Raw genomic sequence first — 18317 nt, forward strand, 5'->3', positions numbered from 1 at the left:
ACTATCGTTTTAAACGATTTTTTAGTAGGGATTGTTTGTTTTTATGACTGGAATATTCTAAAAATTATTTCTGTCCAAACTGTGGGATATTCTTGTTAATCTCCGCTTTGGCATAAGTAATAAACTCTTCGATACTCATTGACCCTAAGTCTCCCTCACCTTTTCTGCGGACAGATACTTTACCCTCTTCGGCTTCTTTTTCTCCGACAATCAACATCAAAGGTAATTTATTCACCTCCGCATCACGTATTTTACGGCCAATTTTCTCATCTCTATGATCCACATAACCTCTGATGTCATTTTCCTGTAATGTCAGAAATACATCATTGGCATAATCCTCATATTTTTCTGAAATCGGTAAGATTGCAATTTGGTCTGGTGATAACCACAATGGGAAATTGCCGGCAGTATTCTCAATCAAAATAGCAATGAAACGCTCTAATGAGCCAAATGGTGCACGGTGAATCATTACCGGACGGTGTTTCTGGTTATCAGAACCTACATATTCAAGATCGAATCTTTGTGGTAACTGATAATCAACCTGAATAGTTCCTAACTGCCACTTTCTGCCTAACGCATCTTTTACCATGAAGTCGAGCTTAGGGCCATAAAAAGCAGCTTCACCTAATTCTTCAACAGTATCCAGACCTTTTTCTGCGGCTGCTTTACGAATGGCATTCTCTGCGCTATCCCATGCTTCATCAGTTCCAAAGTATTTGGTTTTGTTTTCCGGGTCTCTCAGCGAAACCTGAGCTGAGAAATTCTCAAATCCTAAGGCTCTGAAAACATATAATACGAGGTCAATTACTTTTTTGAATTCATCTTCTACCTGGTCTTCACGACAGAAAATATGCGCGTCGTCCTGAGTAAATCCACGTACACGTGTTAAACCATGTAGTTCTCCACTTTGTTCGTAGCGATACACAGTTCCAAATTCAGCTAAACGCAAAGGTAATTCACGATAACTTCTTGGACGCGCCCGATAAATTTCGCAGTGGTGAGGGCAGTTCATTGGTTTCAGCATAAACTCTTCACCTTCTTCCGGTGTGGTAATCGGTTGAAACGAATCTTTACCATATTTTTCCCAGTGACCAGAAGTGATATAGAGTTGTTTTCCACCAATATGTGGTGTAACTACCTGTTGATATCCGGCTTTTACCTGTGCTCTACGTAAGAAATTCTCTAATCGCTCTCTCAACATGGCACCTTTTGGCAACCATAAAGGAAGACCCTTACCAACTTTTTCAGAGAATGTAAATAACTCTAATTCCTGCCCTAATTTACGATGGTCACGGCGTTTAGCCTCTTCTAAAAATTGCAGATAATCGTCCAACTCCTTTTGTTTTGGGAAAGTAACCCCATAAATACGAGTCAGCATTTTATTATTCTGATCGCCTTTAAAGTAAGCTCCGGCTACATTCATAATTTTGGCTGCTTTGATAAAGCCAGTATTAGGAATGTGAGGCCCGCGACATAAATCAGTGAAATTACCCTGAGTATAGAAGGTGATAGAACCATCTTCCAGGCCAGATAATAAATCTAATTTATACTCATCGCCTTTTTCTTCAAAATATTTAATGGCATCAGCCTTTGACATTGGAATACGTTGGTAATCGTTTTTCTGACGAGCCAACTCCAACATCTTATCTTCTATTTTCTTGAAATCATCATTCGAAATAATAACGCCATTTGTATCAACATCATAATAGAAACCATTTTCCAAAGGAGGGCCCACCCAGAATTTAACTCCCGGATACAATGCTTCCAATGCCTCTGCCATTAAGTGTGCCGAAGAGTGCCAGAATGTCGATTTACCGTCCGTATCATTCCACGTCAAAAGTTGCAAGGTTGAGTCTTCTTCAATAGGTAGATTGGTGTCCTGAACTTTTCCGTTCACCTTGGCGGCCAATACATTTCTTGCCAACCCTTCACTAATTGAAAGGGCAACATCATAACTCGAGCTTCCTTTTGGATATTCTCTTACGCTTCCATCCGGTAATGTAATTTTAATCATAACACTTGGTTGTACTATATATATAAATAATCAATAATGGCTATTCGATGGTTCATTTAGAACCCGATTCTTTTTGTAGAATCTGTTTTGACATTCACTTTTGCTTTGGGCTTGATGGTATTGATTCTCAAACGCGAAGTATCTAAAAGTTTTTTTGGTTCTTCTACAACTACTGGTTTAGGTGCAGCAGCTACTGGTTTCCTAACATTAACGGGAGGAGAATAGTTGCCTAATCCGGCATTTACGCGACCTGACACCCGATTTAAAGCAATAATGGCCTGCTCATCATTCGGGTTTTTTTCAACGGCTTCTTTCAGTGCATTTTCTGCTTCATCAATATTGCCCAACTGTTCCTGAGTGAGTCCTATTAAATAGTTCACCTTTGGAGTATCTTCATTTATATCAAGTACTTTCTCATAGTTTTCAAGAGCCTTGGTGTAGTTTTTCCAACGGTAATAAATGGCCGCAGAATATAATAATACATCAGTTCTTTTACTATCTATGATAGCAGCTTTTTCATAATTTACCAATGCACTATCTAAGCGTCCTGATTTAAAGAATACAAGCCCCCTTTCAACCAATAAATCCGTGTTATCAGGAAACTGTATCAAAGCTGATTTATTCACCACCAGAGCTGAGTCATACATTCTGTAATTCTGCAAAACTTCTGTTAACTTAGAGTATCCCTCTCTAAAAGAGGGCTTCAATTCTATCGCTTTATTAATCAGAGAGATAGCTTTTAGGGTATCGCCTTTTCTTGCAGCTAACGTTCCTCTATAAAAATGTGTTTCACCGTCATAAGGGGCAATTTGTAAAGATTTTGCCAGATACTTTTCTGCAGACGCATTGTCATTTTTTTGCTGTGATAAATCGCCCAGCAATGTATATAATTCAGGGGTATCGACATTCAGGATTTCGGCGCTCTGTGCAAATGAAAAAGCCTCATTATACTTTTTCATTTTTCTTAAAATCAAGGCTTTTATAAACAGATATTTTCCTGTATTCTGTTTTAATTGGTCTGCCCGGTTAATATCTTCCAGAGCTCTTTCAGTATTACCTATTTTAAGAAAGACTGAGGCTCTTTTAAAATAATTTTCTGCCACGCTTGGGTTGCTCCTGATAGCATCGGTTAAAGCATCAACAGCAGCAGTATTCATTACACTCTCTACCTGAAAAGGTGAGGGGGGAATCTTCGAGCGGTCACGGTTGCCTTGCCCACAAGCAGCAAGTAATACGGTTATACTCAGTAAAAAATATATATTTACGCTTTTTTGCATCTGTTAAATGGTTTGCCAGTCGGCATAATCCAATAATTCCCACAAAAATCCGAAAATTTTCTAACAATAAAAACCTTTGCAGAGAATATGGGTATATATTTAATAAGTATAAGGTTGAATGAAAGGAGATTTCGCTCACTTTTTTATAAAGCGTATTAAATAGATGCAAACCGATAAAATACACCCAATGGCAAACGTTTCTGAAAGGAATCCTGTAAAATCAATTCTCCCATTTCAGCATTTGAGATAGTTGCGTAATTTTGTTTGATAATAGTTTCGGCAATCACAACCGAAAAACCCATTGAGTAGAGATTTAATATAAAAAAGAAATTTTTATCATCAATTAACTGGAGACAGCTTTTAATTAATTCATTAATTCCCTCTTCTAAAATCCACTTTTCACCATCCGGGCCTCGTCCATAAGCGGGAGGGTCAAGAATGATCCCATTATATTTTTTGCCTCTTTTTACTTCTCTTTTTACAAATTTTAAGGCATCTTCTACCACCCATCGAATATCACTCAAATGGCTTATTTCCATGTTCTCTTTTGCCCACGAAATCGTTTGTTTAATAGAGTCTACATGCGTTACGTCCGCACCATTACCTTTGGCAACAATTGAAGCACCACCCGTATAAGCAAAAAGATTTAATACTTTTGGGTCTTGGATACCCATTTTTTGGAGTTTGTCTTCAATATATTGCCAGTTTTCGGCTTGCTCAGGAAAGATACCTACATGTTTGAATGCAGAGAGAGAGAGTTTGAATTTATATTTCCGGCCACCTTGCCCATAGTGCAAGTACCATTTTTCAGGCATTTTTTTTAGATTATGCCATTCGCCTCTTTCATCAGGGCTTAACTGGTCTTTGCCTTTGGCTTTTCTGAAAATAGCCGATGCTCGTTTTTGCCAGTCCTCTTCGCTCAAAGATTTATCCCACACAGCCTGTGGCTCTGGACGTGCCAGAATGTAATCGCCGAAACGTTCTAATTTTTCAAAATTACCCGAATCTATTAATTCGTAGTCAGTTATTTTTGGTTGTAGAAGGAGATACAAGGTTAATATGTTTTAATGAGACCAATTTTACTGCACTTTACTCAAATAAATGATTTTCTTGATATTTGTCTGAGGAAGTTGCTGCTGCCCTTTTTTTCGCCTATTAGGCTTTTCTTTTGGGGCATCTAAATCTTTTATGGCTTCAAATTTAATACGACTTCCATCAGCAATAAAATAATTTCCATACCAATTTCGTACACCGTGATAACTCGGCACAAACTGAATGTTTTTTACATCAATAGGTTCTTCCGAAAGTTTGAATACCACAGGTCGAGCAAATTCGGCTAAATTATTGACTGTCAGTGCTCCCTTGATACAAACTGCTGTTGATTTATCTTCTGAAACTGCCAAAGCCTCTTCCACCTGAGGTGAAATGAGGTTCATATCAATTCTATGTTGGAAAATTAAATTTCCATTAAGATCAAAATTAGCCACAAAGCCATTCAGGTAATTGTATCCCTTAAAAACCTGTTTAGACTGGGAACGAGGAAAGTTATAGTTTGAATTACTGTATCTGCCGTAACTTGGATACGGGTCATATCCATTATAATATGGGGTACTGGTAGTAACAGTCTGGAAATTTGCCTGAAAGAAAGTGCCACCTATCGTTAGCGAGTTTTGTCCAAATACTGGTTTGACTGGAAGCAATACAAAATTATCAATTATTTTTTTTAATGTTGTGTCATCAATAGGAGGGACACCTTTTAATAATTGACGATAATCGTAGAATTTAGTAATTGTAGTTTTGCCATCTTCCACCTTGGAAATAAACATACCTTTAGCACCTGAATTCGATTGATAAGTCCCTGAAATAAACTTAGTGGTAGAACTAATCTCAGTTAAAGTGGCTGTTAGTGGAAAATTTCCTGCATTTGAGGCGATGGTATTTTTAATAATTAGCTTTCCAGTTGTATCATATTTAGCATAAACCACATAAGCATCTTTTATAAACTCTCCCTTTTTCTTTTTTTCATTAGAATAGGCTGATTCTTTAATAGCCCAAAGACTTTCTATAGTATTCTTTTGCGCATCATAATTAAAGTATTGCACCTGGGCTTTACCTATGAGTTCGGCAGTTATGAATTCACCTAAATCGGCATCAAAATTATAATTATAGAAAGTTGCCCCTTTTTCATTCACTCCTGCCATTAGAATCCTATTCTTGAAAAAGACATAATCCTGGTCCTGAAAAAATTCTCTTAGCTCAAAACCATTATTATTAAATTTGCCATCTTCCAGTGAAATACTGAATACCTGATAATACATACCTTGATTTTCGCTGAACATAAAGCTAATTTGGTCTTTATCAATGGTATAAGAAGAGGGTTTTTTTTCTACGTCAAGAAATATCTCCGATTCCCACACTTTCTTTAAATCAGTATCAAACTTAACGATAACAGCTTTCGTAATGTCTTTTTTGGCAAACAGGATGATGCCATCTTTACCTAAGGGAATTAACTGTTGCCAGGTTGGCCGGCCATTAATTTCAAATTCTACTGTTTTTAAAATCTGTGCAGAAACATCAAACCAACTGATTAAAAAAATAATAAAGAATGCTTTTCTCATCAATAATCTAATTTACTGACTATTTGATTGAGTAATCGAACGATTCAGAATGTGAAAGTTGAAATCAAATCTATTATTTTCAAACTCTATGGGTTAATACGTTCAATTACTCAAGTCTATATTTGAAAATGAATTTTAAAATGAAATTTTATTAAGATAAAAAACTCTTCTCGAACCGCCAGTTTTATTGGCTATTTTTTGGTAGCCCCAGGCTAAATAATAGTTCTGATACCAATATTCAAGATCATCAGTAGCAGTATCTCTCACCCTGTCACCTTCCATATTAGTACTAACTTCAATTACTTTATTACCCTCAATTACTTCATTTCCTCGCACAATTTTGCTCGATAACTTCCCTTTATTACTATAGACAAGAGTAATGTCATTGTTATCTAATTTTATTTTAACCTTCTCTTTCAATTCCTGACTTTTTACGTTATCGAAACTAAAACTATTATCCCATATCAGGTTACCATTCTGGTCAAATGCTGCCACTACAGCATGAGTATATTTAAAACCATCAAATTGCTGATTATTAAAGCCTCTGTTGCCAGCCCAAAGCCATGGATTCCATGCCCATGAATTCATGCCATAATATCTGTAATAACTCATGGAATTAAATCCATATGGGCTATAAAATGGACTTCCGTACATTCCTGATCCATAAAAATTATTGTTATTTCTGAATTCAGGATAAAATACCTCTGCTACTAAAATGTACTGATTGTCTTTTTGAATAATATCATGAACTAATACACGATAATTCAATCTCAAATCTCCACCCTTATCTTTCTTTTTTGTAATCTGTTTTTCAATTCTATCCTGTTGTCGCTGAGACATAAATTTGAAAAAGTTTTTAAATTCAGTAAAACTATGGAGCTTTACATATTCAGGATTTTCTTCGTCAACTTTACTGATATACAAGCCTTGCGACATAAGTACACCATTAGATTGATAACCTTTGTATCCAAAATTTCCAATCATTAGTTGAGTCCCATCTTTGAGTGAAAACAATTTACCGGTAAGAAGTCCATAGTCATCCTCGGGTTCAACACTTAGTTGCTCAACAATTTTACCGTTCTGGTTAATTCTCTTAACTACCATGTAGCTTGAGCGACCTTTCTTAACTGAATATGAAACTACCAAAAGATCGTTTTCATCGTCAAAATCTATTGATGAAATGCTTGCAGTGCCTTTAAGCCCCCCTGCTAAAATACGAGGCTGTAGTTTATGCAGATTCACACTCATCAATACTGGCTCGTCTTTTACCATTCCTGCCAGATAGGCAAAATCATTATGTACTTTAAATTCTGATACTTCAAACCGGGAGATATTCTCAAAAAAGAATTTCTGCATGATCCCTATTCCCGTTGATACCTTAATAATCTGGTAGAGATCACTATTGAATTTGCTGAAAAGAAAATACACATCGCGGCCATCACGGTAATAGTCAACATAAGACTGGTTTTCCTCCAGATCTCCGTTTACAGACCAAGATTGCTGCAGTTCACTATCAAATTTGGTGATATTAAAGGATTTTTTTGAGGTTTTTGATAAAATCAGTAAACCTTCATCTTTCAAGGTAATAACCTGATATTTATTGTCCTCACCGCTGGTTTGTATTTCAATACGCTTAACACTTTGTGCCTGTGCAGTTAATGTTAAAAAAAGCGTAACGCCTGCCAATATACATAGCCTTAATAAGGGTAGGGTAGCATATGTAAGATTGGGCTTTTGATGCTCATATTTTTGGTTACCGTTCATAACTTTTAGCGACAATAATGTCAAACTCCTCTTTTTTTACTGGTTGTACTGAAAGCCGGGATAGACGTATCAGGGCCATGTCCTGTAATCTCTCATCGGCTTTAATGGCTTGTAATGTAACTCCTTTAGGCAATTTTTCGACTGGCGACAAATCTACAACTACCCAGCGTGGATCTTCAGTTGTAGGGTCAGGATAAGATTCTCTGACAACCTTGGCAATTCCAACTACGTCTAATCCTTCGTTTGAATGGTAAAAAAGCACAAGATCATCAAGTTTCATGGCAGCTAAATTATTACGGGCAGCATAATTTCGTACACCATCCCACATCCCTACGCCTTGATTAACGAAATCGTCCCAAGAATATTTGAAAGGTTCTGATTTTACAAGCCAATAGTTCATTTTGATCGATAGTTTTAAGTGATAATGTAAATATAAAAAAAGCCCCAGTAAAGGGGCTGATTATCCAGAAATATTATCAAGGAAATTTGGGGAATTTTTTGAAATCAGGTTTGCGCTTTTCTAAGAATGACCTGAACCCTTCTTTTGCTTCATCTGATAGATAATAAAGCAAAGTTGCATTACCAGCCAATTCCTGAATCCCGGCCTGACCATCTAATTCAGCATTGAATGAAGACTTCAGCATTCTGACAGCCAATGGGGACTTTTCCTGTATTTTTTTACACCATTCTACTGTTACCTCTTCCAACTGCTCCAATGGAACAACCTTGTTCACTAATCCCATATCCAGAGCTTCTTGAGCATTGTATTGGTCACATAAATACCAGATTTCACGGGCTTTTTTCTGACCTACAATGCGGGCTAAATAACTTGCGCCGAATCCACCGTCAAAGCTACCGACTTTGGGGCCTGTCTGTCCAAAACGTGCATTTTCGGCAGCAATAGTCAAATCACAAACCACATGTAAAACATGTCCACCACCAATAGCCCAGCCAGCTACTGAAGCAATGACAACTTTAGGAATTGAACGAATCATTTTTTGCAAGTCAAGTACATTCAAGCGTGGAATATGGTCGTCACCAATGTATCCGCCGTGTCCGCGAACAGATTGGTCTCCACCACTGCAAAAAGCTTTGCCTCCTTCGCCAGTCAGAATAATTACCTCAATCGATGGTTCTTCACGGCAAAATGCCATGGCATCTATCATTTCTTTTACGGTCTGAGGACGAAAAGCATTATGTTTTTCCGGACGGTTAATACTGATTTTTGCAATCCCCTCGAAGAAACTAAATTTTATATCTTCGTACTCTTTAATTGTTTCCCAAGTCATAATTTATCTGAAGAAATATAATTAATAAAAATATTCATTACTGGCATATTATACTTTAATTGATTTCTGACTTAATCCAGTTCATCTAAACCAATAGTATCAGAACGGTCGTCATCCTGAAAAAACTCTACTTTCCAGGTATGATCGGCTAATAAAAAAACTCTTGCTAAAAACTGGTTAAAAGGGAAGGAACGACCCCATTCTGCCGGAGCTATCATGGATAGAATATCTGAACCATCTTTTTTCTCATATAAAAAATAGACATGATTAATGATAGGCTCAAAGCCAATGGCAGCATCATAAATCCGTTCTGAAATATCAATTCTGTTTTTGATTTCTTTGGCCTGCTGAGCCAGCAATTCCATTTGCCGGTAAATCTTGTTTAATTGCTCACCGGTTTGCTGACGCATGGCTAATTGTGCTTTGCCTTTAACCTTTCCGACATCTTCAGGCCGAATTACTGCACCGCCTGCTGTATGAGCATATTCCATTAGGCCCGGGTTATCCGCTACCTTAATTTTGTCTATCGGATTCTGTTCCATCTTGCAAATTTATTTTGAAAACTTTGTTTCCACGCTAAATATCAAAAAAATAATAACCCTTACGATTTATTTTTTAAAACTCCACACTAACATTAAAACCCAAATGCTATCTTTTGAGTTTTAGTAATAATAATAAGTAAAATTTATAGAATCCTGTAAATGTAGGAATATTTAGATAATAAACAAAGTGAATATTTATAATTTTAGATTAATTATCTTTTTTTTGTTATTTTTTTAGATTTAATAACTTTTAGAGTGATTATTTGCGACTTTCCATCTTATTATGTCGTCTTAAGTGTAAAACAACACCAAGAAAGAACTATACATTCGTTAATTTTAACCTTAGAAAATAATACTATGAATCCGGCTACAGAGAGAAATACAATTGACAGAAAGGAATTTATGAAACAAGTAGGTATTAGTTTTGGGGCAATTATGCTTATGAACTGTCTTCAATCCTGTGGAGGGGGAGAAATACCTGACCCGGATCCAGATGGAAGTTCGGGTAAAGTAGATTTTACCTTGGACATGAATAATACTTCTTATACAATATTAAAAAATAAAGGAGGATATGTTGTAGTAAAACCTCAGAACATAATTATTGCACACACAAATGCTGATGCTTTTATCGCAGTAAGTGCAATTTGTACACATGAGTCAACAATTATTAACTATAGAGCTGCCACCAACGATTTTTTATGCCCTAATCATCAGTCTGAATTTAAAGCAGATGGTAGTGTGCAAAAAGGACCTGCAACTACTGACTTGAAGAAATATTCGGTTTCTTCTGATTTAACCAATAATACTATCCGTATTTTTGAATAAATTTGCGTTATAATCTTAACTCGACCCTTCTTAATTCGGTTAAGAAGGTTTTTTTATAGTTACCATGATATTTTTAGAAAAAGATGGAACGCTCATCAATACTGCACCAGATAACATTTATTATGATAAAGTATTGAAATTCAAGGATGCGTGGGATTCAGGTCAGCAAAATTTCACTATTCATACCTCTGGATCAACAGGTATTCCTAAACCAGTTACTTTTACACGTCTTCAGTTAATCGAATCGGCATATTTAACGGCTAAAACCTTTAACTTAAAAGAAGGAGATACAGCATTTTGTTGCTTAAGCGTGGATTATATTGCCGGATTGATGATGTTGGTACGAGCCTTTGAAATAGGTATGGATTTAATGATTGTAGAGCCTGGTTCAAGCCCCTTCTCAGGTATAGAAAAACATTTATATTTACTTAATTCGAATAGAGGTAAAAATTTCTTCGCATTTGTGCCTTTACAAATTCAGACGATTTTAGCTGAATCCGATAGATTTTTAGAAACCTTAAATTCCGCAAAAAATATTATTATTGGCGGTGCAGGAGTAAGCGAGGCGGTTCAAACAGAAATACAAAAAATTCAAAAACCTGTTTATGCAACTTATGGTATGACTGAAACACTCACACATATTGCCATTAAAAGACTAAATGGGACTCATAGAGAAGATGCCTTTTCAGTTTTAGAAGGTATTGAAATTGCACAAGATGAAAGGGGATGTCTTAAAATTAAAGCCAATTCAACAGATAATACATGGATCGTGACTAATGATATTATTGAAATAACTGATGAAAATAAATTTAAATTGATTGGCCGGTTTGATAATGTTATTAACAGCGGAGGTGTAAAAATTCAGTTAGAGAAAATAGAAAAAATCGGAGAGGCAGTGCTAAGTAATCTCGATTTTAGCGGAAGGTTCTTCGCCTATGGTGTACCAGACAATAAATTGGGTCAGAAATTGATTTTAGTAGTAGAAAGCAAAAAACCTCTCTCAAATGGCAACGAGTTAGGATTAAGTTTCTCAGAAAAATTATCTAAATTTGAGATTCCTAAAGAAGTATTTTTTGTAGAAAAAATGATTGAAACCCCAACTGGTAAAATCGATAAAATTAAAACTGTCAATGCCTACGTTCTCTCTCAAATACCAAACCTCTGAAAACATTCCCCCACCTTTTGCGCAAGCAATTGAACTCTCAGGGGAAATTGCACAGAACAAAGAATTAACGCTTTCGTTTGAACTGACATATCTGGATAGAGACCTTCTTACCGAAGAAGAGATTCTGGATGAAGGATTCTCAAAGAATGATGATTTCAGCTGGCAGGGAACACTGCCGGATGTATGGAAAGATATTTTGTATGGTAATATTAAATCTGCGAAACCCTTAAAGATTAAAGGTCTGGAACCGCATCAATCCTTTTGGCAGCTTGATATTGATGGGCAGTCTTTTTATCCTTCTAATGCCGAAAAACTCTCTTATCTTTTGGAAGAGTTACAACAGGCAGTTTTTGAAAAGGCTGAAAAAGAACTGCCGCTTCATCTGATTTTCTATAAAAGTCAGTCAGCAGAAACCAGAGAAGTTGATATTAGAGCCTCTTTTATAGATAGAAAAGTCGAGATTACCAGAAAAGAAAACGACCACGTTGGAAAAACTTCAATCTTACCTTGGGAGGAACTCAATTTTATTTTAAAAAATACCTACTCAGGCGATTTCATCATTGATTCAGCATTTATACAAAGACCGGTGCATAAAGGAACTTTTGTTAATATTGGTGATGGTCATTGGTATGAAGTTGGTAAATCATTATTAATCGAACCTTATAAAATTCAGAAGTTGTTTAAGTTGTAAGGGTATGTTTAAATAAAAACTCATCTCTAAAATCTGAGATGAGTTTATGCATTATCTATTCAACCTATGATTATTAATTCGATCCTTGAATACGGGTGTATTTCGTAAATTTTACTTCTTTATAAGTGCCCGTCCAACTTAATAGCAGAGTAGTTCCAGCTTTGGGTGCTGTTATCCCCAAATCGGCCCATGGTTTTGTTAAAGTAGCCACCCCTTTTTCATTTGTTGTTAAATCACCAATTTTAGCTCCACCTCTTATTGATAAGGCAATTGGAAGAGACTTTACTGCAATAGAATCGATACCTTTAGTATTGTCTAAAATATTGGTCTTATCTAACTCAACCAATTTGATTGAGAAAGTAATATCTTTTGTAATCTTGCTGCTGACAGTTGGTTCAGTTGTCAGCCCGGAAGATGCTACCCCGTTTTCATCTAATACGAGAAAAAGCAATGGCGAGACTACTCTGTCGACAAATGGGTCTTTTTTTTCGCAGGCCGATGACAATACAATAAGCCCCAGAAACAATATATACGCGGTCTTTCTCATGTTATTAAAATTTTGAAGTGATAAAAATTAGGCTCACTGAAATTATTTTTCAGCCCACCAGAGTTTAGTTCTCATGTTGTCTGCCCCACCATTCAAGGTAATTCCTTTATCCAGACTGGCTTTATTCAACGAATATTCTGTAGTTGGATAAGGCAAACGTGTAGGTAAAACGCCCTCATTTTCAAAAACAGCTCTTGGATCCTTAGCTGGTAAAACAGGAAACCCAGTTCGCCGATATTCTGTCCATGCCTCCACAGCATTGCCAAATAAGGTAATCCATTTCTGATCTAAGATTTTTTCTCTGGTTGCTATTCCAAAGTTTTCAAAATAATTAGCTGGGATACTCACTTTATATTGATCATAAGATGCCTGAATACCTTTTTTCATATAACTGTCAGCATCGCCTGAAATATCACCGTCAATAGCCGCTTCAGCCAATATCAATTGCAATTCGCTATAAGTCATGATTACACTTGGCGTATTGGCTTGCATAAAATAACTACCTAATGTTGAAGCCGAGCTAAGATAAGTAGTCGCTATGGCATCAGGTAGCCCGTTAGGAATACCTTCGTATTTACCTGCACCATTGGTATTTGCAAATACTGATAGCCGTGTATCGCCTAAGCTGGTAAGTTTATCTACAAAAGATTTACTCATACTCCAGTCAGTACGACTTCCCATTACCATTACTTCGTGCCATTCGTTATTACTTGGGCGGGTGGCAGTATTTTTCAGAAGAGCATTGTCATCGTTACTGGTGAAGATCGGAAATTTGCTTGCGTCGCTTAATATTTCAGCCATTATTGCTTTTGACTCGGCAGGTTTTTTAGCTGCCTGACGGTTAGCCAGACGAAGTCTTAATGAATTGGCAAATTTTTTCCATTTCAGAATATTTCCTTCATATAAAATATCACCAGAAATCGCAGGGCCACTTATATTTAGTTTTTCGTTTGCCACTTTTAAATCAGCTAACAATCCAGCGTAGACCTTATCCATAGAGTCATATTCAGGTATATAAATTGGAGTTCCGTCTGTTCCTTTTAGTGCTTGCGAATATGGGATGGCTCCATAAAGATCAGTTAGTACTGAAAAAATCCAACTGCGCATTACCATAGCAGCACCCTCATAATTGGTATTAGGTGTTTTGCTTTCGGGGCCGGCTTGTTTAATAATACTCTGAAAGTTCACCAGACCATCATTGAAGAAAGATTTCCAGGTATTATTATAAAAAGTGGGTGTAATACCATAGTTATCACCTTCATTTGAATAAATGTTTCTTGACAAGTATTGCACCCATAGCATGGCACCATCAAGATTCAAACGTTCAAATCTGATATTACTTCCCCAATATCTGTCTACTGATTTTTCAATAGCATAAGGCAAGAGGTATTGAGGGCTTATGCTTGTCGGGTTATTGGGGTCTGTATTCATTTCATCGAACTCTTCAGTGCAGGAGTTTAAAGAAATGCTCAATAAAATCAGTATTGAGGCTAATATTTTATATGATTTCATAAGATTTCAATTTAATTAATGAAAAACAATTTTCCCAGTATTAGAAACCTAAATTCAGATTGACTCCAAGACTTCTTGATGATGGTAATTCACCATAGGCAAATCCTTGCGAATTGCCTCCGAATCGGTCAACTTCGGGGTCAATATGAGGTGAATTTTTAAATAAAATAGCCAGATTTCTGCCTACTAAAGAAAGTTTAGCATTCTGGATCCCGACTTTTCTCAAGATTGATTCCGGTAATTTAATCCCAAATGAAACCTCACGAAGTTTTACATAACTTCCATCAAAAATCGCGGCTTCATGGTATCGTCTCGGATTATTATATCCATAGAATTGGTTGGCAGCTACCATCACATCATTAGGTACATATTGAGGGTTGTCCGCAGTTCCTACGTTTTTAACACCTTTACCAATCACACCCTCTTCACGACCAATAGCGGTTTCAGCATACTGGCCAGTCCAACGTGCCGTTCCAGTTCCCTCATCAAAGAAATCACCACCTTTTTTCACATCAATCAGAAATGTCAGACTCAATCGCTTATAAGATATTGTGTTCGACATACCACCTGTCCAATCTGGTTGGATATTACCTAATACTCTTGGAGATGTTTCAACAACCGGTAAACCATCCACATATACCAGTTGTCCATCTGGGGCATGTTTAAAACCGATACCATATAAGGAACCATACGGCTGACCTACCTGTGCTATTGAAATCAATCCTCTCCGTTCTTGCAATGTGTACGTTGTAAGACCCTCGGCCAGTTCAACCACAAGGTTTCTATTTCGGGCAAAGTTCAGGGCTACGTCCCACTTAAAGCCGCTAATAGTTTCGAATGGAGTTCCCGATAGAGTTATCTCAATTCCTTTATTGTTGATTCTACCCGCGTTCAGGATTCGTTTGTCGTAACCACTTGCTTTAGATATCTCTACACCTAAAATCTGATTTTTGGTGGCCTGATCATAATATGTAAAATCTAAGCCTACTTTGTTTTTAAAGAAACGAAGGTCGAGTCCTAATTCAATTCCGGTAGTAATTTCAGGTTTTAGGGTTGAGTTAGAGATGGTTATGTTTTCATAATATTCCGGAATTGAGCCATTCCATGAGCCACTTGCACGGAAAGTTTGTGCCAACTGATAAGGGTCAGCATCATTTCCTACTTGTGCCCAACTTGCTCTTACTTTTCCAAACGATAAAATATTTTTTGGAATATTTATCAAATCAGTAACAACAGCACTTGCTGAAACTGATGGATAGAAATATGAACGGGCATTGGCTGGCAAGGTACTCGACCAATCGTTTCTTGCTGTAATATCTAAAAATAGGGCGTTCAGATACCCTAATTGAACAGACCCATATAAACTTTGTACGTTAGTTTTTTCAATTCGGCTTGCTACTGAATTCTGACTTGGGTTTGAATTAGATAGATTATAAACCCCGTCAACTACTAATTCGCCAACGTTTGTAAAGTTTCTTTTGTAGTAATTAGTTCTTAATGCTCCTCCTGCTTGTGCCACTAACGAAAAGTTTTTCCCAAAATTTTTGTCAAAACTTAACAAGAAATCATGGTTACTTTCCTGGCGGCGGAGTACCTCCTCCGAGTAGGTGCCTGGTGTTCTGTTACCATTACGGACCCTTTCAAAATTGGCAATATTAATTCGTGTGTCTGTCCACAAATCTGTACCAGTTCTTAGCATTAATTTCAGATACGGAAGGATTTTCGCATTAATAGCGATGTTTCCTAATAGACGGTCTTTATCATTTTTGTTTGGTAAATATTTATTGGTAAAGTATGGATTCGTAAAATAGGTATGTTGCCAGTTAGGAGGGTCAGTATCTGGTAATTTCCCGGCTACAGCCCTTTGAATATGGACACTTCTGTAATCTTCATAATTTGCTAATTGATCCCATGAAACATGTCTGTGAGACCATATAAAAGTGTCTCCATTCTGATACGTACGATTACCTCCAGATTTAATGTATTCGCCCGACGCAGTAACTGAAAGATACTTGTTAAGATTATAATTTGAATTAAGCTTGAAGTTACTTCTTTCAAAATCATTCGAAAAGGCAATCCCTTTTTGCGCTAATCTGTCATAAGCTACTCGGAAACTTCCTTTTTCGTTAGCACCTGATAAGGCAAGATGATTTGTGAATGAAGTGCCTGTTTCCCAGAATTCATTCCAGTTATTAGGTTGTGGAGTCAATGGAGCAACTTCTTTTCCTGTAAACCATTGTCGAACGAGGCGTCCGTCCATGGGTGCACCCCAACTTTCGTCCGTTCCATCTGTCCCGGTAGTCTTCCCAGGATTTACAAAGCCATAAGCTGCTTTATATTGGTCGTAAGCATCTGGTTGGATAGTTCCACTCCAGCCATCTGAATACCAGGTTGTATAGCCATTTCCACCGCCATAGGTATTCTGAAAGTCGGGCTTAACAAGTGGGCGTTCTGCCGTAAAGTTGGCATTATATTCTATGCCAATTCCTTTTGAGCCTGAACCATCTTTTGAAGTAATCAGAATAACCCCATTGGCTGCTCTTGATCCGTATAGTGCAGCAGCGTTAGGCCCTTTAAGTACTGAAATATCTTTTATGTTGTCAGGGTTTATTTCCGAAATTCCCCCTCCGAATTGTTTATCATATTGTTGTTGTAGCGGAACACCATCTAATACAATCAAGGGTTGGTTATTGCCTGAAACCGATGACGAACCTCTGATTTGAATAGTTGAGCCACTACCTGGACCACCATTACTACTGATACGAACACCAGCAATACGGCCAGCAAGTGAGTTTACTACATTTGTAGAACGCGCTTCAACGAGATTTTCGCCTTTTACTTCCTGTTGTGAAAAACCCAAAGACTTTTTCTCGCGAGAAATCCCAAGAGCAGTAACAACCACTTCGTTTAATGCTCTCGCATCAGCTTTTAATGAAATTTCATAGCTGGTTCTGTTATCTATTTTTTCTTCTAATGTTGCAAATCCAATGGCACTGAATACCAGTATTCCACCAGATGGTGGAACTTTAATAGAGAATTTCCCATTAGCATCGGTTAATGTACCTATGGCAGTTCCTTTCAATGCTATCGAAACCCCTGGTAATGCTCCCTCTTCAATAGAGTTTACTACTCCTGTTAGAACTTTGTCTTGTGCCAGAATACTAAAGGGGAGAAGCAACATAACTGTCAGATAGTATAATTGTCTTTTCATATAGTGTAAGGAGTTTGTAAAGGTTTAATGAAAACAATAGGTGAGTGAAACTTACGAGACTGTCCGACTCAATCAATCGCTCGAAATTCCGACCGCTCAGCTTCGAGGTATGATTGAAGTCGGGAGCCACGTCAGCAAGAGAGGTGCAAGCCTGTCTCTTCTTAATCTTTAGAGGTTTAGATAATTAGTTTAGTTTATTGATGTCAAATGAGTAAAACATACCCCATATATGTCAGAAAATGACATATAGAAAAGTTTTTTCTCGTTCAGGAGTTTTTCTGAATATATTTCAATGGTATTCAGCAATTGCTGACAGTCGATAACAAGGTTAGACTATCAGCCCCGCAACTTCGATTAAGAGAAGTTCCTGTTTTATAAGGTTCAGACACTCGGCTTTTGCGGTCGGAAGAGAGTTTCTGATGAAGTGTTATTGTACTTTTCTAATAATTTCTACTGCAATAGTATATGTTGTAATAATTACTTGCAAATTATTTTAACGAAAATTTAACTTAATATTAAAAATAGTTCAAATCGTTAAATAATAACTTGAATATGTGCAATAAATTAAAATTTACTATTATAATATGAAGATTATGTAAAATATATATCAAGTGTGAAACTTTATAAAAATTTATCAAATTTTTATAAAAAACTATTTTTTACATTTAAATTTACAGTAGTTGAATATTAAAAATTAAAAATAATTTAAAATTAAATTGAAATTTAATCAAATAAAATTTTGGTAGTTTGTTGTATTATACTACTTTTGTCTTAAGTATTACTTTTCTACAATTTCTCAAAACATTGAAATACTCAGCAATATTTCGATGCCAAAGCAAGCCAAATCTTCTGAATTGTACAG

Annotated in this window: 14 protein-coding genes; 3 read left to right on the forward strand and 11 right to left on the reverse strand. The window is 36.6% G+C overall.

Translation table 11 applies throughout. From position 1 onward, the window contains the following. Window positions 1-64: 64 nt before the first annotated feature. The 8 genes from thrS to H1R81_RS24130 form a co-directional block, all read right to left on the reverse strand. The gene (gene thrS / locus H1R81_RS24095; RefSeq protein WP_181843315.1) at window positions 65-2014 is read right to left on the reverse strand and encodes a threonine--tRNA ligase; all 1950 of its coding nucleotides are present in this window, start codon (window positions 2012-2014) and stop codon (window positions 65-67) included. Window positions 2015-2070: 56 nt separating this feature from the next. Further along, complete coding sequence (locus H1R81_RS24100) at window positions 2071-3291, reverse strand: lipopolysaccharide assembly protein LapB (RefSeq protein ID WP_181843316.1); 1221 nt, start codon at window positions 3289-3291, stop codon at window positions 2071-2073. Window positions 3292-3446: 155 nt separating this feature from the next. After that, complete coding sequence (locus H1R81_RS24105) at window positions 3447-4343, reverse strand: class I SAM-dependent methyltransferase (protein WP_181843317.1); 897 nt, start codon at window positions 4341-4343, stop codon at window positions 3447-3449. A gap of 27 nt (window positions 4344-4370) precedes the next feature. Next, on the reverse strand, window positions 4371-5909 hold the full coding sequence (locus H1R81_RS24110; RefSeq protein ID WP_181843318.1) for a hypothetical protein: 1539 nt from the start codon (window positions 5907-5909) through the stop codon (window positions 4371-4373). Between the two features lie 135 nt (window positions 5910-6044). Continuing rightward, window positions 6045-7673, reverse strand: a complete 1629-nt coding sequence (locus H1R81_RS24115; protein WP_181843319.1) for a hypothetical protein — start codon at window positions 7671-7673, stop codon at window positions 6045-6047. Then, on the reverse strand, window positions 7663-8073 hold the full coding sequence (locus H1R81_RS24120; protein ID WP_181843320.1) for an EVE domain-containing protein: 411 nt from the start codon (window positions 8071-8073) through the stop codon (window positions 7663-7665). Before H1R81_RS24120 ends, H1R81_RS24115 begins: the two co-directional genes overlap by 11 nt. A 76-nt stretch (window positions 8074-8149) precedes the next feature. Beyond that, window positions 8150-8962 (reverse strand): 1,4-dihydroxy-2-naphthoyl-CoA synthase, encoded by an 813-nt coding sequence (gene menB, locus H1R81_RS24125; protein WP_181843321.1) that lies wholly within the window; start codon window positions 8960-8962, stop codon window positions 8150-8152. A gap of 71 nt (window positions 8963-9033) precedes the next feature. Next, entirely contained in the window at window positions 9034-9504 is a 471-nt protein-coding gene (locus H1R81_RS24130; RefSeq protein ID WP_181843322.1) for a DUF2452 domain-containing protein, read from the reverse strand. A gap of 357 nt (window positions 9505-9861) precedes the next feature. Between H1R81_RS24130 and H1R81_RS24135 the strand changes: the two genes are divergently transcribed. The 3 genes from H1R81_RS24135 (at window position 9862) to H1R81_RS24145 (ending at window position 12185) form a co-directional block, all read left to right on the forward strand. Beyond that, entirely contained in the window at window positions 9862-10329 is a 468-nt protein-coding gene (locus H1R81_RS24135; RefSeq protein ID WP_181843323.1) for a ubiquinol-cytochrome c reductase iron-sulfur subunit, read from the forward strand. Window positions 10330-10393: 64 nt separating this feature from the next. Continuing rightward, the gene (locus H1R81_RS24140) at window positions 10394-11494 is read left to right on the forward strand and encodes an AMP-binding protein (protein ID WP_181843324.1); all 1101 of its coding nucleotides are present in this window, start codon (window positions 10394-10396) and stop codon (window positions 11492-11494) included. Then, window positions 11460-12185 (forward strand): hypothetical protein, encoded by a 726-nt coding sequence (locus tag H1R81_RS24145; RefSeq protein WP_181843325.1) that lies wholly within the window; start codon window positions 11460-11462, stop codon window positions 12183-12185. The genes H1R81_RS24140 and H1R81_RS24145 overlap by 35 nt, the downstream gene beginning before the upstream one ends. A gap of 73 nt (window positions 12186-12258) precedes the next feature. Here the strand turns inward: H1R81_RS24145 and H1R81_RS24150 are convergent, their stop codons facing one another. The 3 genes from H1R81_RS24150 to H1R81_RS24160 are packed head-to-tail and all read right to left on the reverse strand — an operon-like array spanning window position 12259 to window position 17455. Further along, window positions 12259-12732 (reverse strand): hypothetical protein, encoded by a 474-nt coding sequence (locus H1R81_RS24150; protein WP_181843326.1) that lies wholly within the window; start codon window positions 12730-12732, stop codon window positions 12259-12261. A gap of 42 nt (window positions 12733-12774) precedes the next feature. Further along, window positions 12775-14244 carry a SusD/RagB family nutrient-binding outer membrane lipoprotein gene (locus tag H1R81_RS24155; RefSeq protein WP_181843327.1) on the reverse strand — a complete coding sequence of 490 codons (1470 nt, stop codon included), beginning with the start codon at window positions 14242-14244 and terminating at the stop codon, window positions 12775-12777. A 40-nt stretch (window positions 14245-14284) separates the two neighbouring features. Then, window positions 14285-17455, reverse strand: coding sequence for a SusC/RagA family TonB-linked outer membrane protein (locus H1R81_RS24160; protein ID WP_181843328.1), 3171 nt, complete (start codon window positions 17453-17455; stop codon window positions 14285-14287). Window positions 17456-18317 lie beyond the last annotated feature (862 nt).

This window comes from Emticicia sp. BO119 (assembly GCF_013912375.1).
GTDB lineage: Bacteria > Bacteroidota > Bacteroidia > Cytophagales > Spirosomataceae > Emticicia.

Excerpts from the sequence above, each read along its gene's own strand:
- thrS (WP_181843315.1), bottom strand. The coding sequence starts at position 2,014 with ATGATTAAAATTACATTACCGGATGGAAGCGTAAGAGAATATCCAAAA.
- H1R81_RS24100 (WP_181843316.1), bottom strand. The coding sequence starts at position 3,291 with ATGCAAAAAAGCGTAAATATATATTTTTTACTGAGTATAACCGTATTA.
- H1R81_RS24110 (WP_181843318.1), bottom strand. The coding sequence starts at position 5,909 with ATGAGAAAAGCATTCTTTATTATTTTTTTAATCAGTTGGTTTGATGTT.
- H1R81_RS24115 (WP_181843319.1), bottom strand. The coding sequence starts at position 7,673 with ATGAACGGTAACCAAAAATATGAGCATCAAAAGCCCAATCTTACATAT.
- H1R81_RS24120 (WP_181843320.1), bottom strand. The coding sequence starts at position 8,073 with ATGAACTATTGGCTTGTAAAATCAGAACCTTTCAAATATTCTTGGGAC.
- menB (WP_181843321.1), bottom strand. The coding sequence starts at position 8,962 with ATGACTTGGGAAACAATTAAAGAGTACGAAGATATAAAATTTAGTTTC.
- H1R81_RS24130 (WP_181843322.1), bottom strand. The coding sequence starts at position 9,504 with ATGGAACAGAATCCGATAGACAAAATTAAGGTAGCGGATAACCCGGGC.
- H1R81_RS24135 (WP_181843323.1), top strand. The coding sequence starts at position 9,862 with ATGAATCCGGCTACAGAGAGAAATACAATTGACAGAAAGGAATTTATG.
- H1R81_RS24140 (WP_181843324.1), top strand. The coding sequence starts at position 10,394 with ATGATATTTTTAGAAAAAGATGGAACGCTCATCAATACTGCACCAGAT.
- H1R81_RS24145 (WP_181843325.1), top strand. The coding sequence starts at position 11,460 with ATGCCTACGTTCTCTCTCAAATACCAAACCTCTGAAAACATTCCCCCA.
- H1R81_RS24150 (WP_181843326.1), bottom strand. The coding sequence starts at position 12,732 with ATGAGAAAGACCGCGTATATATTGTTTCTGGGGCTTATTGTATTGTCA.
- H1R81_RS24155 (WP_181843327.1), bottom strand. The coding sequence starts at position 14,244 with ATGAAATCATATAAAATATTAGCCTCAATACTGATTTTATTGAGCATT.
- H1R81_RS24160 (WP_181843328.1), bottom strand. The coding sequence starts at position 17,455 with ATGAAAAGACAATTATACTATCTGACAGTTATGTTGCTTCTCCCCTTT.